General features: G+C 65.2%; 15 protein-coding genes. 3 read left to right on the forward strand and 12 right to left on the reverse strand.

Annotated elements, in window-relative coordinates; all coding sequences use genetic code 11:
* Positions 1-70: 70 nt before the first annotated feature.
* From AAC014_RS13650 to ccoN, 9 genes are read right to left on the reverse strand one after another with little or no spacing between them, the layout of a single operon-like run.
* The gene (locus AAC014_RS13650; protein WP_339709367.1) at positions 71-286 is read right to left on the reverse strand and encodes a hypothetical protein; all 216 of its coding nucleotides are present in this window, start codon (positions 284-286) and stop codon (positions 71-73) included.
* Entirely contained in the window at positions 286-444 is a 159-nt protein-coding gene (ccoS, locus tag AAC014_RS13655) for a cbb3-type cytochrome oxidase assembly protein CcoS (protein ID WP_339709369.1), read from the reverse strand. Before ccoS ends, AAC014_RS13650 begins: the two co-directional genes overlap by 1 nt.
* Entirely contained in the window at positions 441-2,576 is a 2,136-nt protein-coding gene (locus AAC014_RS13660; protein WP_339709371.1) for a heavy metal translocating P-type ATPase, read from the reverse strand. The genes ccoS and AAC014_RS13660 overlap by 4 nt, the downstream gene beginning before the upstream one ends.
* Positions 2,573-3,028, reverse strand: a complete 456-nt coding sequence (locus AAC014_RS13665) for a FixH family protein (protein WP_339709373.1) — start codon at positions 3,026-3,028, stop codon at positions 2,573-2,575. Before AAC014_RS13665 ends, AAC014_RS13660 begins: the two co-directional genes overlap by 4 nt.
* Complete coding sequence (gene ccoG, locus AAC014_RS13670) at positions 3,025-4,491, reverse strand: cytochrome c oxidase accessory protein CcoG (protein WP_339709375.1); 1,467 nt, start codon at positions 4,489-4,491, stop codon at positions 3,025-3,027. Before ccoG ends, AAC014_RS13665 begins: the two co-directional genes overlap by 4 nt.
* A complete protein-coding gene (gene ccoP / locus AAC014_RS13675) occupies positions 4,478-5,398 on the reverse strand; it encodes a cytochrome-c oxidase, cbb3-type subunit III (RefSeq protein ID WP_339709377.1) in 921 nt (306 codons plus the stop codon). Before ccoP ends, ccoG begins: the two co-directional genes overlap by 14 nt.
* Positions 5,391-5,552: a cbb3-type cytochrome c oxidase subunit 3 gene (locus AAC014_RS13680; RefSeq protein WP_339709379.1), complete on the reverse strand. Its 162-nt coding sequence runs from the start codon at positions 5,550-5,552 to the stop codon at positions 5,391-5,393. Before AAC014_RS13680 ends, ccoP begins: the two co-directional genes overlap by 8 nt.
* On the reverse strand, positions 5,549-6,283 hold the full coding sequence (gene ccoO / locus AAC014_RS13685; protein ID WP_339709381.1) for a cytochrome-c oxidase, cbb3-type subunit II: 735 nt from the start codon (positions 6,281-6,283) through the stop codon (positions 5,549-5,551). The genes AAC014_RS13680 and ccoO overlap by 4 nt, the downstream gene beginning before the upstream one ends.
* A gap of 11 nt (positions 6,284-6,294) precedes the next feature.
* Entirely contained in the window at positions 6,295-7,950 is a 1,656-nt protein-coding gene (ccoN, locus tag AAC014_RS13690; RefSeq protein WP_339709383.1) for a cytochrome-c oxidase, cbb3-type subunit I, read from the reverse strand.
* A gap of 112 nt (positions 7,951-8,062) precedes the next feature.
* On the opposite strand from ccoN, the gene AAC014_RS13695 reads away from it, so the two are divergent.
* Positions 8,063-8,644, forward strand: coding sequence for a PadR family transcriptional regulator (locus tag AAC014_RS13695; protein ID WP_339709385.1), 582 nt, complete (start codon positions 8,063-8,065; stop codon positions 8,642-8,644).
* A gap of 8 nt (positions 8,645-8,652) precedes the next feature.
* Here the strand turns inward: AAC014_RS13695 and AAC014_RS13700 are convergent, their stop codons facing one another.
* The 3 genes from AAC014_RS13700 to AAC014_RS13710 are packed head-to-tail and all read right to left on the reverse strand — an operon-like array spanning position 8,653 to position 11,909.
* Positions 8,653-10,224, reverse strand: a complete 1,572-nt coding sequence (locus tag AAC014_RS13700; RefSeq protein WP_339709387.1) for a cisplatin damage response ATP-dependent DNA ligase — start codon at positions 10,222-10,224, stop codon at positions 8,653-8,655.
* On the reverse strand, positions 10,224-11,222 hold the full coding sequence (locus AAC014_RS13705; protein ID WP_339709783.1) for a ligase-associated DNA damage response exonuclease: 999 nt from the start codon (positions 11,220-11,222) through the stop codon (positions 10,224-10,226). Before AAC014_RS13705 ends, AAC014_RS13700 begins: the two co-directional genes overlap by 1 nt.
* Positions 11,223-11,264: 42 nt before the next feature.
* Entirely contained in the window at positions 11,265-11,909 is a 645-nt protein-coding gene (locus tag AAC014_RS13710) for an XRE family transcriptional regulator (protein ID WP_339709389.1), read from the reverse strand.
* A 181-nt stretch (positions 11,910-12,090) separates the two neighbouring features.
* Between AAC014_RS13710 and AAC014_RS13715 the strand changes: the two genes are divergently transcribed.
* Entirely contained in the window at positions 12,091-14,076 is a 1,986-nt protein-coding gene (locus tag AAC014_RS13715) for a serine hydrolase domain-containing protein (RefSeq protein WP_339709391.1), read from the forward strand.
* Positions 14,076-15,086, forward strand: a complete 1,011-nt coding sequence (locus AAC014_RS13720) for a dipeptide epimerase (protein WP_339709393.1) — start codon at positions 14,076-14,078, stop codon at positions 15,084-15,086. The genes AAC014_RS13715 and AAC014_RS13720 overlap by 1 nt, the downstream gene beginning before the upstream one ends.
* Positions 15,087-15,105 lie beyond the last annotated feature (19 nt).

Raw genomic sequence — 15,105 nt, forward strand, 5'->3', positions numbered from 1 at the left:
CCTCGCTGTCATGATGGATGCGAACGGCGGAGGTACGATAGTGTCGTGGGCCGCCGTGTGCCACCGGCAATCAGCGCTGCCCGAAGAGCTTTCGCTGGCAGGCGGCGTGACAGGCCTTGCGGTCGCAATGCGGCGTATCCTGCGGCGCTGAGGGATCGCCTTCGACGACGATGACCTTGCGCTGGCCGTTGCTGCTGCAGATTTCCATCATCCGCTGCGAGCCGAGTGCTGCATCAGGAACGGCCATCGTGAACGCGGCGAGCAGCATGGGAACAAGGCCGCGCATCACTCGGCTTCCTCCTCGTCGTCGTCGTCGAGCAGTACGCGCACAGCGGCACCGTCCAGATCCTCGAACTGGCCCGAGCGCACCGACCAGAAGAAGGCGGCGAGTCCGGCAAGCCCGAGCCCGAGCGCGACTGGAATGAGGACGACGAGGCCGTTCATTCCGCCGCATTCCGAAGCCTGAGTGCATTGGCGATAACGATGACCGACGACCCTGACATGGCGAGCGCGGCGATGAGCGGCGTGACCTGCCCCATCACCGCGAGCGGCACGGCGATGACATTGTAGCCGATCGCGAGCGCGAAATTCTGCCGAACCACTGCCATCGTCCGCCGCGCGGCGCGGATCGCGGCGGCGACGGGTGCGAGGCTGTCGCCCATGAACACGGCATCGGCTGCGCTCTGACCGACGTCGCTGGCCGAGGCCGGTGCCATCGAGACATGACCGGCGGCGAGCGCGGGGCCGTCATTAAGACCGTCGCCGACCATCAGGACCTTGTCGCCTTCCGCCGCCATCGCGCGGACGAGGCCGAGCTTGCCTGCGGGTGTCAGCGCCGCCACGGCGCCGATCCCGATCGCCGCTGCCGTGTTCGCGACCGCCTCGGTACGGTCGCCCGAAAGGATTGAGGACTCGATGCCGAGTGCAGCGAGTTCATGGATCGTGCTGCGTGCATTCGGCCGCAGCGCATCCTCGAAGCGCAGCAGCACATCCGTGCCGGTCCCAATGGCGAAACGGCTCGCCATGCCGGTGTCGCTGGAGGCCGAAGGGCGAACCAGCCGGACGCCATGCCCACGATAGCGGCCGGTGACGCCTTCGCCCGGCGTTTCGGTGACATCGGTGAGAATGGCTGGAACGATGCCGGTTCCCTCGAAGTGCCTGCGGACGGCCTCGGCGAGCGGGTGGCGACTTGCCGAAGCGAGCGCCAGCAGAACGGGCGCGTCGGTTTCGCGCACGACCTCCGGGTTGACCAGCACCGGGCGGCCGAGCGTGAGCGTACCCGTCTTGTCGAAGGCGGCGGCGGTGACTTCGGAGAGGCGTTCGAGCGCGCTGCCGTCCTTCACCAGCACACCGCGGCGCATCAGCGAGCCGGATGCCACGATCTGCGCGGCGGGCACGGCAAGGCCGAGCGCGCAGGGGCAGGTGATGATGAGCACGGCAACGGCGATAACGAGCGAATGATGCCAGCCCGCGCCCGCGAGCATCCAGCCCGCGAAGGAGAGCGCGGCGAGCGTGTGGACGGCGGGCGCATACCAGCGGGCGGCACGGTCCGCGACGCGAACGTAGCGCGATTTGGACTGGCCCGCGCTTTCCATCAGCCGCGCGATGTCTGCGATGGCGGTGTCGGCGCCGACGGCGCTCGCACGCACCACGACCGGCGCGCCGAGATTGAGTGTGCCCGCGAGTACGGTGTCGCCGGGAGCGCGGGGTTGCGGGGCGCTTTCGCCGGTGAGCAGCGAGAGGTCGAACGCGCTGGTGCCATCTTCAATGATGCCGTCGGCGGCGAGGCGTTCGCCGGCGGCGACGTGCATCCGCATTCCGGGCGCGAGCGCGCGTGCCTCGCACCAACGCTCGCGTCCGTCCTCGCCGATCACATAGGCGCCGCGCGCCGTCTGGCGGAGAAGCTGAGTGACGCCGCCGCGCGCGCGGTCGCGCATCACGCTGTCGAGCCAGCGGCCGGTCAGCAGGAAGAACAGCAGCATCACCGCGCCGTCGAAATAGGCGTGCGGGCCGCTGATGGCGGTTTCGAACAGGCTGAGGCCGGTGGCGAGCAGAACGCCGATCGAGATCGGCACGTCCATGTTGGTCCGGCCCCGCCGAAGTGCGCCGAGTGCCGAGCGGAAGAAGGGGCGTCCCGAATAGGCGATCGTGGGGATCGCGATCAACGCCGACAGCCAGTGGAACATGTCGCGCGTCGGCCCTTCGGCGCCCGACCACACCGAAACCGACAGCAGCATGATGTTCATCGCTGCAAAGCCCGCGACCGCCATCGCGCGCAGCAACATGCGGCTTTCGCCATCGGTGTTTTCGACGAGATCGTTGGGCAGCGGCTCGGCATCGAAGCCGACCTTGCCGATCACGGCTTTGAGCGCCGGTTCGTCGAACGCCGGATCGTGCGTGAGCGTGACGCGCTTCGCGCCGAAATTGACCCGCGCCGCGGCAATGCCCTCGACGCCCGAAAGTCCCTTTTCCAGCTTCGAGATGCAGCCCGCGCAGCGCATCCCCGGCACCGCGAAGACCGAGGTCTTCATCTGCATCGCTGCACCGGCGGCCGGAACGGGCATGTCGTGTTTCATGAAAGGCCGGCGATCCGGCGCAGCACGGCGCCATCGCGCGCGGCTTCCATGTGGATGTTCCAGCGCCCGGCGGGGAGCGGTTGCATCGCACGGAATTGCCCGGGTGCCACTTCCATGAAGGTGAGCGCGATATCGGGTGAGCGGCCCACGGGGTGCTTCGCGGTTGCGGTGACGACGGCGCCGGCGAGCGGGGTCTCGCCTGCGGCGGCCGCGATCATCGGACGGCGGTCTTCGCCCAGCGTCAGCCCCAGCGACCAGCCGAGTGCGTCCTGATCGCGCGCTTCCTTGAGCCAGCCGTTGAACTTCTGGCTGGCGACATAGGAGTTATCGACGACCGTGCCACCGAAAGTGCGCGTCGCGAACATCGCCATCGTCACGTTCACCGCGATCACGGTGCCGAAGAAGGCGACCATCACGATCAGCATGTGGCGCCCGGTGAAACGGCGGGTCATTTGGCGCTCTCCCGATCGAAATACACGTTGTCGCGGTCGGTGCCACCCGTTGCGTCGAGGCCGCGCACGGTGAAGAAGATTTCCTGGCGCGGTTCGCCGTCGGCGGGCGTGGCCACGAAGATGCGGGTCTTGGCGACGGCGTCCGCCGGTGTTTCGATCGTCACGGTACGGCCACCGGTATCGCGTGTGCCTTCGGCGGTCCACATGATGGCATCGGGCAGGCCCTCGATGCCGATCTCGACCGCGCGCGGGCGGTTTTCCATGTTGCGGACCTTCACCGTGTAGCTGTTGCGGATGTGGCCGTCGGAGAGGCGGACGAACTGCGGGTTACGGTCCTGCAGCGCGCTGATGTCGATGCGCGTGCGTTGGCCGAGCACGAACAGCATGGCAAGGCCGATGCTGCCCCACAGCATGAAATAGGCGATCGTGCGCGGCCGGAGCAGCGTGCGGATCACGGGCTTCGGAGGCTGCCCCGTCTTTTCAAGTTCGGCGCTTTCCTCGGTCACATAGTCGATGAGGCCGCGCGGCCGGCCGATCTGCGTCATGACCTTGTCGCACGCATCGATGCAGAGCGCGCAGGTGATGCAACCGATCTGCGGCCCTTCGCGGATGTCGATGCCGGTGGGGCACACGGCAACGCACTGGTCGCAATCGATGCAATCACCGACCTTGTCGAAATCGGCAATCTCGGCCTGCGCTTTCTTGATGCCATGCGTGCGCGGCTCGCCGCGCCAGTCCTTGTAGGTGACGGTGAGTGATTTCTCGTCCATCAGCGCGGTCTGGATGCGCGGCCACGGGCACATGTAGATGCACACCTGCTCGCGCATGAAGCCGCCGAAGATGAAGGTGGTGGCTGTAAGGACGCCGACGGTCGCATAGGCGACGAACGGCGCTTCGCCGGTGAAGAGTTCACGCAGCAGCGTCGGGGCGTCAGCGAAATAGAAGATCCACGCGCCGCCGGTCGCCATCGCGATCGCCAGCCAGATCGCGTATTTCGTGGTGCGCTTGCCGAGCTTGGTTGCGCCCATCGGCGCCTTCTTCAGGCGAATCTGCGCGTTGCGGTCGCCGTCGATGAAGCGTTCGACGTGGAGGAAAAGATCGGTCCACACGGTCTGCGGGCAGGCATAGCCGCACCATGCGCGGCCGACCGTCGAGGTGACGAGAAACAGGCCGATGCCGGCCATGATGAGCAGGCCCGCGACGTAGTAGAATTCGTGCGGCCAAATCTCGATCGAGAACATGTAGAAGCGGCGGTGCGCGAGATCGACGAGCACGGCCTGATCGGGGGCGTAGGGCCCCCGGTCCCAGCGGATCCACGGCGTTACGTAATAGATCGTGAGCGTGATCGCCATGATCGCCCATTTGAGGCGCCGGAAGGTGCCGTCTACCGCTTTCGGGTAAACGCCCTTCCGGGCCTCGTAGAGCGAGGGCTTGAGGCCCTTCAGTTCTTCAGGGTGTGACATCGCCGCTTCCGTCCGCTGCCGCGGTGACGACAGGCGCCTCACCGCCGCCCAGTGAATGCACGTAGGTGGCGAGCATCTTCACGGTTGCCGGGTCGAGGCGATTGCCCCAGCGCGGCATCACGCCCTGGCGGCTATTGGTGACGGTCGCGACGAGCGTGTCGCGGTCGCTGCCGTAGAGCCAGATTCCGTCGGTGAGGTCAGGCGCGCCCTGCGTGCGGTCGCCCTTGCCTTCGGTGCCGTGGCAGCTGACGCAGTTCTCGGCATAGATTTGCGCGCCGCGCGCGGTCGCCTTCGATGCCTTGCCCTGCCCGGAGATAAGCTGAACGTAGCTGACGACGTTGTCGATCTGCGCGGGCGTCAGGATGCCGTCGCGTCCGAACGCGGGCATCATCGACAGGCGGGTCTCGTCATGGTCCGGGTTCCGGATGCCGTGCTCAATCGTGTAGTGGATGGCATTGATGTCGCCGCCCCACAGCCAGTCGTCGTCGTTGAGGTTCGGATAGCCTTTCGCGCCTGCCGCGCCGGAACCGTGGCACTGCACGCAGTAGACCTTGAAGGTCGATTGCCCGCCCGCGACGGCCGCCCGCAGCAGCTCGGGGTCATTCGGAATATTCTCCACCGGCGTGCGGCCGATCGCTTCGCGGATCGGCAGCAGCTTCGCGTCGGCGGCGGCGAGCTGCGCGTCGAGCTCGCCGTGGCTCGACCAGCCGAGCACGCCCGCCGTTGCGCGTTCCACCATCGGCCAGGCCGGGAACAGGATCGTGTAGATCAGTGCCCACACGATCGTGATGTAGAAGGTCCACAGCCACCAGCGGGGAAGCGGCGTATCGAGTTCCTCGATGCCGTCCCATTCGTGGCCAACGGTTTCGGTGCCGGTCGGCTCGTCGATGCGCTTGTTTTCAGCCATTGTGGTCGTCCTGATCGAAAATCATGTTGGCGGCGCGCTTGTGATCGTCCCGCGCCTTCGGGCGGAATGTCCAGCCGACAAGGACGAGGAACGTCACGCCCATGAAGACGAGGCCCCAGCTGTCGGCCATATGGCGCAGCGTTTCGTAGCTCATCGCGGCTGCTCCTGCGGTGCAGCGGCCTGGAAGTCGACGAGCGTGCCGAGCATCTGGAGATAGGCGACAAGCGCGTCCATCTCGGTGATCTGCTTGGGATTGCCGTCGAAGTCGCGGACCTGCGCCTTGGGGTAGCGTTTCTGGAAGACCTCGAGATCGCCGAACTCGTCCGTCTGGAGCTTGAGATCGTCGTTCGCCGCCTTGATCGCGGCGGCGTCGTAGGGAACGCCGACGCGGCTGAGCGCGGTGAGGTGCTTCGTCATGTCGCCGGCCTTCAGCGGGCGCTCCTTAAGGAACGCATAGGGCGGCATGATCGATTCCGGCACCACCGAGCGCGGATCGGTGAGGTGCTGGACGTGCCACTCGTCCGAATAGCGGCCGCCGACACGCGCGAGATCCGGCCCCGTGCGCTTGGAGCCCCACTGGAACGGATGATCGTACATGCTTTCCGCCGCGAGGCTGTAGTGGCCGTAGCGTTCCACCTCGTCGCGGAACGGGCGCACCATCTGGCTGTGGCAGTTGTAGCAGCCCTCGCGCATGTAGATGTTGCGGCCTGCGAGCTCGAGCGGCGTGTAGGGACGCACGCCCTCCACCTTCTCGATCGTGGAGTCGATCCAGAAGAGCGGCGCAATCTCGACGATGCCGCCGATGGCGACGACGACGAGCGCGGCGACGCCGAGCAGGGTGACGTTCTTTTCGAGACGTTTGTGATCGAAGAAACGGGATGCCATTGCGCGCGTCCTTACTCTGCGGGCTGCGGGGCGAGCGGACGGTCCGCTGCGGCGTCATGCGGGGTTTCGGTCATCGGCTTCTCCTCGCGGAGCTTGCCGGCGATGGTCAGCCATACGTTCCAGACCATCACGAGGGCACCGGCGAGGTAGAGGACGCCGCCGGCGGCGCGGATCAGGTACATCGGCAGCATCGCCGCGGTGACCTCGGAGAAGGCGTACACGAGGTAGCCGTCCTCCCCGTATTCGCGCCACATCAGGCCCTGCATGATGCCGGCGACCCACATGGACGAGGCGTAGAGCACGATGCCCACCGTCGCGAGCCAGAAGTGCCAGTTCACCATGCGCAGCGAGTAAAGCCGCTGGCGGTTCCACAGGCGCGGCGTCAGGTAGTAGATCGCCGCGAAGGTGATCATGCCGTTCCAGCCCAAAGCGCCCGAGTGAACGTGTCCGATGGTCCAGTCGGTGTAGTGGGAGAGGCTGTTCACCGCCTTGATCGACAGCATGGGCCCTTCGAAGGTGCTCATGCCGTAGAAGGCGAGCGCCATCACCATCATGCGGATAATCGGGTCGGTGCGGATCTTGTCCCAGGCGCCGTTCAGCGTCATCAGGCCGTTGATCATACCGCCCCAGCTCGGCATCCACAGCATGATCGAGAAGACCATGCCCAGCGTCTGCGCCCAGTCGGGCAGCGCCGTGTAGTGCAGGTGGTGTGGACCCGCCCAGATGTAGAGGAAAATCAGCGACCAGAAGTGGATGATGGAAAGCCGGTAGGAATAGACCGGCCGCTCCGCCTGCTTCGGCACGAAGTAATACATCATCGCGAGGAAGCCGGCGGTGAGGAAGAAGCCGACGGCATTGTGGCCGTACCACCACTGGGTCAGCGCATCCTGCACGCCCGCGAAGGCGCTGTAGCTCTTGGAACCGAGCAGGCTGACCGGCATCGACAGGTTGTTGACGATGTGCAGCATCGCGATCGTCAGGATGAACGACAGGTAGAACCAGTTCGCCACGTAGATATGCGGCTCGCGGCGTTTCAGGAGCGTTCCGACGAAGACCGCGAGATAGGCGACCCAGACGATGGTGAGCCACAGGTCGACGTACCATTCGGGCTCGGCATATTCACGCGCCTCGGTGATGCCCAGTACGTAGCCGGTGGCGGCCAGCACGATGAAGAGCTGGTAGCCCCAGAACACGAAGCGGGCGAGACCCGGCAGCGCAAGGCGGGCGCGGCAGGTGCGCTGCACGACGTAGAAGCTCGTCGCGATGAGCGCGTTGCCGCCGAACGCGAAGATTACCGCCGACGTGTGCAGCGGCCGCAGCCGGCCGAACGTGGTGTATTCAAAGCCCAGATTGAGGACCGGGAAGGCCAGCTGGAGCGCGATGAAGAGACCGGCGAGGAAGCCGACCACGCCCCAGAACACCGTCGCGATCACGCCCCAGCGGACGGGATCGTCGTCGTACCGGCCGGTATCGACCGGCGCCTTGAGGATGCCGCGAGCGATGGTGTAGTCCGCGCCCGAGAGCGTCGCCGCAAGCGCCAGCAGCGCAGCCACCGCGACGATCGCCATGTGGATCGCAAATCCCTGATCGGCCGAAAGCGCGATTGCGATGATCGCGATGAGCGCTGCGCCCAGCCAGCCGAAGGCCTTGATTGTAAGTGATTCCATAACCGGTCCCCGCCGTTTTGTCGGCATGAATGCCACAGTTCTGAGGCTGACATGGCCTTGTCGCCGCGGCAAGACCTTGACCTGCGTCAAATAACCGGAGACGCCCCGAAAGATGACGAACGCCGCACAGCGCCTGGGCAAGAACCGATCGGCCTTCGCCGTGCTCGGCTTCCTTGCGGGCGGGCCGCGCTCGGGCTACGACATCAAGAAGGCGATCGGGCGCAGCACCAGCTATTTCTGGAATGAAAGTTTCGGCCAGATATACCCGATCCTGCAGAAGCTGGAGGCCGAGGGGCTGGTGGAATGCGTGGGCGCGGAAGGCCGCGGACGTCGCCAGAGCCGCAAGTACGCGATCACCGAAACCGGTCGGGACGCCTTGAGGGATTGGCTCGCGGCGCCTGTTTCCAGCGCGGGGATCCGCAACGAATATCTGCTGAAGCTGTTCTTCGGCCGCCACGTCGCGCCCGAAGTGAGCATTGCGCACCTTGCGGACTACCGGCGCCAGCTCGCGCACGAGCTGGCCACGTTCGAGGCGTTTCGCGCGGGCTACGACGACGCGATCCGCGCTGGGCGGACGAGCAAGACGCTGATCTACCTGCTTGCGCCCCTCGATTTCGGTATTCGCGGCGCCCGCACGCAGATCGAATGGTGCGACGAGACTATTCGCGCGCTGGAGACTCTGCTGGAAAGCTGAGGCAGGGCTCAGCTCGCCATGCGGCGCAGCGTTTCGATTTGGTCGGCCTCGGCGGCGGGCTTGTCGGTGCGGATGCGGCTGATGCGCGGAAAACGCATCGCGAGGCCGGACTTGTGGCGTTTCGAGGCGTGGACCGAATCGAACGCAACCTCCAGAACCAGCGTCTTTTCCACCTCGCGTACAGGGCCGAAGCGGGCAATGGTGTGGTTCCGCACGAAGCGGTCCAGCATCATCAGTTCCTCGTCGGTGAAGCCGGAATAGGCTTTGCCGACGGGGAGCAGCTCGCCGTTCTCGGTCCAGCACCCGAACGTGTAGTCGGAATAATAGCTCGATCGCTTTCCGTGCCCGCGCTGCGCGTACATCATCACGCAGTCCGCGACGAGCGGATCACGCTTCCATTTGTACCAGAGCCCGACGCGGCGACCGGAGATATAAGGGCTGTCGCGCCGCTTCAGCATCAGGCCTTCGATCGCGACATCACGGGCGCCGAGCCGGAGCTCTTCGAGCGCCGCGAAATCGCGTACGTCGACAAGTGGGGACAGATCGAAACGGTCGCGATCCAGCCGCGACATGAAGGTTTCCAGCCGAATGCGCCGTTCCGTCCATGGCTGCGGGCGCAGGTCTTCGGGGCCGTCGAAGAGGATGTCGTAAAGCCGGACGAAGGCGGGGAAGTCCCTGAGCATCGCTGACGAGACGGTCTTGCGGCCCAGTCTTTGCTGCAGCGCGTTGAAGCTCGCGGCCTCGCCGCCCTGGACGTCTCCACGCACGAGCAGTTCGCCATCGAGAACGCCCGGTGTCTGGTAGATCTCCGCGACATCAGGGAAGCTTCGCGTGATATCGTCGCCGGCCCGGCTGTAGAGCCGCGTTTCGCCGCCGACGTGTACGAGTTGCACGCGGATGCCGTCCCACTTCCATTCGGCGGCATAGTCCAAGAGGTCGATATCCCGGTCTTCGAGCGGGTGGGCGAGCATGAACGGACGGAACACCGGCGCGTCTTCGGGCGTGGGGCGCGGGCCTTTGCCTTCCGCCCAGGCGAACAGTTCTGTGTAGGGCGGCGCAACTGCGTGCCACACCTCTTCGACATCGTCGGCATCGAGCCTGAAGGCTTCAGCAAACGCAGTCTTGGCAAGTCGTGCCGAGACGCCCACGCGCATTCCACCGGTCGCGAGTTTGAGCAGCGCGAAACGGGCGTTCGCATCGAGACGATCAAGCAGCCGCGTCATCACCGCCGGCGCCTGCGCGCGCGTTAGAAGCTGCAGCTCGTTCACAACCTCGGCAAGCCGTGGCGGAGTGGTGCCTAGAATATCCGCACCCGGCCAGATGAGCGCCACGGTTTCCGCAAGGTCACCAACGTAATCGTAGCTGAGCCCGAAGAGCACCGGATCGACGCGCTCGGAGACCAGCGAGCGAATGATGCTCGGCTGGACGGCGGGGAGCGAGAGATCGCCCGTGAGCGCGGCGAGCGCCCAGCCGCGATCCGGGTCCGGTGCCGTCTTGAGATAGGCGCCGATCAGATCGAGCTTGGCGTTTCGCGACCGTGTGTAGATCAGGCTATCGAGGAGTTGCGAGAACGCCTGCATCAGTCGTCTTCATCCTCGCGGCCGACGAGCGCGAGTTCGCGCGCTGTGATTTGGTGTTCGCGGCACCAGTGGACGAGCGCATCCTCGCGGCCGTGAGTCACCCAAACCTCACCGGGCGCGATTTCGCGGATCGTCGCGGTCAGTTCGTCCCAGTCGGCATGGTCGGAAATCACGAGCGGCATTTCGACGCCGCGCTGGCGCGCGCGCTGACGCACGCGCATCCAGCCGCTCGCCATGGCCGTGATGGGATCGGGCAGCCGCCGCGACCAGCGGTCGTTCAGCGCCGAGGGCGGCGCAAGAACGATCTCGCCGGCAAGCGCTGCGGGCTTCAGGTCGGAAATGGGAAGAAGCTCGCCGAGCGCGACGCCAAGTTCCTGGTAGAGGTCGCACAGGCGCTGGAGCGCGCCGTGGATGAAGAGCGGGCGATCATGGCCATGGCGCCTCAGTTCGGCAATCACGCGCTGAGCCTTGCCGAGCGCGTAGGCACCGATCAGGATCGCCCGGTCCGGCTGCGCCTGCTGCGCTGCGAGCAGCCTGCCGATCTCGCCGCTGATCGGCGGATGCCGGAAGACGGGCAAGGCGAAGGTCGCCTCGGTGACGAACACATCGCAAGGCACCGGCTCGAAAGGCGCGCATGTGGGGTCCGGGCGGCGCTTGTAGTCGCCGGAAACAACCACGCGTTCCCCGCGGCGTTCCAGCACCGCCTGCGCGGATCCGAGCACGTGTCCGGCAGGTACGAGCCGCAGGTCGACGTCGCCGATGCGAATGACTTCACCATAGCCGAGCGCCTGGCCCGTTTGCGGGCCATAGCGACATTCCATGATGGCGAGCGTTTCGCGTGTCGCGAGCACCGCGCGGTGACCGCCGCGCGCGTGATCCGAATGGCCGTGGGTTATGATCGCCCGATCGACCGGGACGGCGGGATCGATCCATGCATCAGCCGACGGAAGGTATATCCCCGTCGGACGGGCTTCGATCCATGAAGAGTGGAACGCCATTCCCGCCATATGGGTGAAGGCGTCGGAAAGTTCCCGCCCGCCTCAGAGTTTGTGGATGCCGCCCGGTTCCTCGCCGTGCAGGCTCATCAGCGAATCCATGAGGTCGCCTTCTGCCGCTGAACAGACGCCGATGGTCAGCGCCTCGTCGTAGCCTTCGCCGACGACATAGGCGTGACCCATGCTCGAATCGAGGTAGATCGATTCGCCGGCCTCGATCACGATCGGATCGTAATATTCGGTGTGGACGACCATGCGGCCTTCGATGACGTAGACGAACTCCTCGCCGGGGTGCCGTACCAGCTCGCCGAACTCCTTGACGGACTTCGCGCGGATACGCGTCACCAGCGGGATCATCCGTTTCCGCCTGAGCTCAGTGCACAGGTAGAAATAGTCGTAGTTGTCCGTCTTGACGCGGATCGCGCGGTCCTGGCTGCCGATGCTGCGCCGCCCGGTGACAGCGGCCGCCTCCTGCGGGTCTTCCTCGGCAAACAGTTCCGACATGCGGATGTTGAGGCGTTGGCTGAGCTGCAGCAGCTTGTCGTAGGTGAGCGTCAGGCGGTCGTGCTCGACCTTGGAGAGCGTGGAGACAGGGATGCCGCTCCGTTCGCTCATCTCCTTCAGCGTCCAGTCGTTGCGGGTGCGAAGGCCGCGCAGCAGCGTTCCGAGGGTTGGTTTATCCGATTTCACGCCTGTCCCCCGGGGCTCTGCAGTGGTTCCTCTGACATCATGCTGTTTGACAATTCTCTAAATAGGATCATTATTGCCTGCATGGGACAAAACAATGTATTCACGCGCACGGTATCTCGTCCGCGTTGAACACGCAATCCAACATGCTGCCCTGCGGCAAGATGAGTTTTGGAGGGGGAATATGCGAGGTTCACTGAAATCTCTGTTTATGGGCGCGGTCGCCCTGATCGCTCAGCCTGCGCTGGCGCAACCCGCGCCTGCACCCGTACCTGTCAATCCCGTGCCGGTGACGGCTGCAGCGCCCGCCGTGCCGATCCCGGTGCCCGGCGCGCCGACGCTGACCAAGGCCGATGTCGATGCGTGGCTCGACGGCTACTTGCCCTATGCGCTCGCGCGCGGTGCGGTGGCGGGTGCCGTCGTCGTCGTCGTGAAGGACGGCCAGGTGCTGACGCAGCGCGGCTACGGCTATTCGGACGTCGAGAAGCTTACCCCGGTCGATCCAGAAAAAACGCTGTTCCGTCCGGGCTCGGTATCGAAGCTGTTCACGTGGACGGCGGTGATGCAGCTTGTCCAGGAGGGCAAGCTCGACCTCGACACCGACGTCAACACCTACCTCGATTTCAAGATCCCGCCGCGCGATGGCAAACCGGTCACGCTGCGCAACATCATGACGCACACCGCCGGCTTCGAGGAGCAGATTCGCGGTCTCATCTCCAAGGGTAAGCCGGAGGCGCCGCTCGGCGACCTCCTGAAGCGCTGGGTGCCGCACCGAATCTTCGCGCCGGGCACGACGCCCGCCTATTCGAACTACGCCACTGCGCTTGCGGGCCACATCGTCGAGCGGGTGTCGGGTAAGTCGTTCGAAGATTATATCGACCAGCATATTTTTGCTCCGCTCGGCATGAACCATTCGAGCTTCCGCCAGCCGCTGCCTGAGCGGCTGCAGCCGCTGATGTCGAAGGGCTATGCGACCGCGTCCGGCGAGCCGAAGCCTTATGAGGTTATCGGCCTCGCGCCCGCAGGCAGCCTTGCCTCGACCGGTGCGGACATGGGCAAGTTCATGATCGCGCACCTCGCGAACGGCGGACCGCTGCTCTCGCCCGAAACCGCGAATATGATGCACACGACGACGCTCTCCATCCTGCCGCCGCTCAACCGTATGGCCCTCGGCTTCTATGAACAGCGGATCAACGGCCAAACGGCGATCGGTCACGGCGGCGATACGCAGTGGTTCCATTCCGATCTGATGCTGTTCCCCAAGGAGAACGTCGGCATCTACATTTCGATGAACAGCTCGGGCAAGGAAGGCGTGACGGGCGCAATCCGCAGCACGCTGGTCGAAAGTTTCGCCGATCGGTATTTCCCGATGGAGCGCACGATCAAGGCTGGCGTCGACGAAAAGACCACGGCCGAGCACGCCAAGATGCTGGCAGGTACTTACATCAGCTCGCGGCGGCCGGAATCGAGCTTCATGAAGGCGCTCGACCTCGCGGGTGGCATGAAGATCGCGGTCGACGACAAGGGTAATCTCGTCCTGCCGTTCAAGAACACCGGCGGCGAAGATTCCAAGTGGGTGGAAACCGCACCCTTCGTCTGGGAAGAGGTCGGTGGCCACGGCCGCCTCGCCGCCAAGCTCAAGGACGGCAAGGTCGACTGGGTCAGCATCGATGCCATCTCGCCGATCATGATGCTTCAGCGTCCGGCGTGGTACGCCTCCCCCGGCTGGCTGTCGCCCGGCGTGATCGCGGGTCTCGCGATCCTCGGCCTTACCGCGCTGTCATGGCCGATCGGCGCCATCGCCCGCCGCCGTTATGGTGCGAAGCTGGCTCTTGCCGGCAAGGAGCTCAAAGCCTTCCGTCTCGTTCGCGGCTTCGCGGCGGTGGTGACGCTGGTGCTCATCGGCTGGGTCGCGACGCTCGCCTCGATGATGTCGGACTTCCACCTGCTCGGCGGCGCTATGGACTGGGCCATCTATCTGCTCCAGATCGTCGGCACGATCGCCTTCATCGGCATGGTTGCCGTCGCGGCATGGAACCTGCTCCTCGTCTGGACGGGTCGTCGCGGTTGGTTCTCCAAGCTGTGGAGTATTCTCGTGCTTCTCGCCGCGGTCGTGATCCTGTGGGCCGCGTTCGCCTTCCATCTCATCAGCTTTGGAGTTCAGTTCTAATGTCGGTTGCCGGAAAGCTCTCTCTTGAAGTTACTGTCGAGTCCCTGCCCCTGGCGAAGCCGTTCAGGATCTCGGGGCACGTCTTCACCCACTCCGATCTGGTCGTCGTCACGCTTTCCGACGGCGTCCATTCGGGGCGGGGAGAGGCTTCCGGCGTCTACTATCTGGATGACAATGTGCCTGAGATGCTGCAGGCCATCGAAGCCGTCCGTCCGGAGATCGAGCGCGGCATCGACCGCGCCGGTCTCCAGACGCTCATGCCCGCAGGCGGCGCGCGCAATGCGCTCGATTGCGCGTTCTGGGAACTCGAAGCCAAGCAGACCGGGCGCAGCGTGTGGGACATCGCGGGGTTCGAAACCTCGCGTCCGCTGCTCACCACCATGACGCTGGGCGCGGATTCGCCCGAAGTGATGGCGGAGGGTGCCAAGGTCGGATACGCGCAGGCCCGCGCGCTGAAACTGAAGCTCACCGGCGATCTTGAAGACGATATCGCTCGCGTTCGCGCCGTGCGTGCGGCGCGGCCCGATTGCTGGATCGGCGTCGATGCCAATCAGGGCTACGGCATTGCCGATCTTCCGGCGCTCGTCGAGGTGCTCGTCGAGGCTGATGTGAAGCTGCTCGAGCAGCCGCTGCGCCGCGGCGCGGAGGCCGATCTCGACGGTTTCTCGTGCCCGATCCCGATCGCTGCGGACGAAAGCGTGCTGACGCTCGCCGACGTTCCCGGCCTCGTCGGCCGCTTCAACGTCGTCAACATCAAGCTCGACAAGTGCGGCGGGCTTACCGAAGGGCTGGCGATGGCGCGCAAGGCCCGCGAACTCGGGCTCGGCGTCATGGTCGGCAACATGGTGAGCACCAGCCTCGCGATGGCGCCTGCCTACGTCGTCGGCCAGCTTTGCGATGTGGTCGATCTCGACGGGCCGATCTTCCTTGCGAAGGATCGCGAACCCAGCATCGTTTACGAGGACGGATATGTGCGCTGTCCCGACAACGTCTGGGGCCGGGACGCCTGAACGAAGCCGATTTGAGGGG

Source organism: uncultured Sphingosinicella sp. (assembly GCF_963974575.1).
Classification (GTDB): Bacteria; Pseudomonadota; Alphaproteobacteria; order Sphingomonadales; family Sphingomonadaceae; genus Sphingosinicella.

What these genes read in the sequence shown, in the direction of transcription:
- AAC014_RS13650 (WP_339709367.1), bottom strand. Translation starts at nt 286, where the DNA reads ATGCGCGGCCTTGTTCCCATGCTGCTCGCCGCGTTCACGATGGCCGTT.
- ccoS (WP_339709369.1), bottom strand. Translation starts at nt 444, where the DNA reads ATGAACGGCCTCGTCGTCCTCATTCCAGTCGCGCTCGGGCTCGGGCTT.
- AAC014_RS13660 (WP_339709371.1), bottom strand. Translation starts at nt 2,576, where the DNA reads ATGAAACACGACATGCCCGTTCCGGCCGCCGGTGCAGCGATGCAGATG.
- AAC014_RS13665 (WP_339709373.1), bottom strand. Translation starts at nt 3,028, where the DNA reads ATGACCCGCCGTTTCACCGGGCGCCACATGCTGATCGTGATGGTCGCC.
- ccoG (WP_339709375.1), bottom strand. Translation starts at nt 4,491, where the DNA reads ATGTCACACCCTGAAGAACTGAAGGGCCTCAAGCCCTCGCTCTACGAG.
- ccoP (WP_339709377.1), bottom strand. Translation starts at nt 5,398, where the DNA reads ATGGCTGAAAACAAGCGCATCGACGAGCCGACCGGCACCGAAACCGTT.
- AAC014_RS13680 (WP_339709379.1), bottom strand. Translation starts at nt 5,552, where the DNA reads ATGAGCTACGAAACGCTGCGCCATATGGCCGACAGCTGGGGCCTCGTC.
- ccoO (WP_339709381.1), bottom strand. Translation starts at nt 6,283, where the DNA reads ATGGCATCCCGTTTCTTCGATCACAAACGTCTCGAAAAGAACGTCACC.
- ccoN (WP_339709383.1), bottom strand. Translation starts at nt 7,950, where the DNA reads ATGGAATCACTTACAATCAAGGCCTTCGGCTGGCTGGGCGCAGCGCTC.
- AAC014_RS13695 (WP_339709385.1), top strand. Translation starts at nt 8,063, where the DNA reads ATGACGAACGCCGCACAGCGCCTGGGCAAGAACCGATCGGCCTTCGCC.
- AAC014_RS13700 (WP_339709387.1), bottom strand. Translation starts at nt 10,224, where the DNA reads ATGCAGGCGTTCTCGCAACTCCTCGATAGCCTGATCTACACACGGTCG.
- AAC014_RS13705 (WP_339709783.1), bottom strand. Translation starts at nt 11,222, where the DNA reads ATGGCGTTCCACTCTTCATGGATCGAAGCCCGTCCGACGGGGATATAC.
- AAC014_RS13715 (WP_339709391.1), top strand. Translation starts at nt 12,091, where the DNA reads ATGCGAGGTTCACTGAAATCTCTGTTTATGGGCGCGGTCGCCCTGATC.
- AAC014_RS13720 (WP_339709393.1), top strand. Translation starts at nt 14,076, where the DNA reads ATGTCGGTTGCCGGAAAGCTCTCTCTTGAAGTTACTGTCGAGTCCCTG.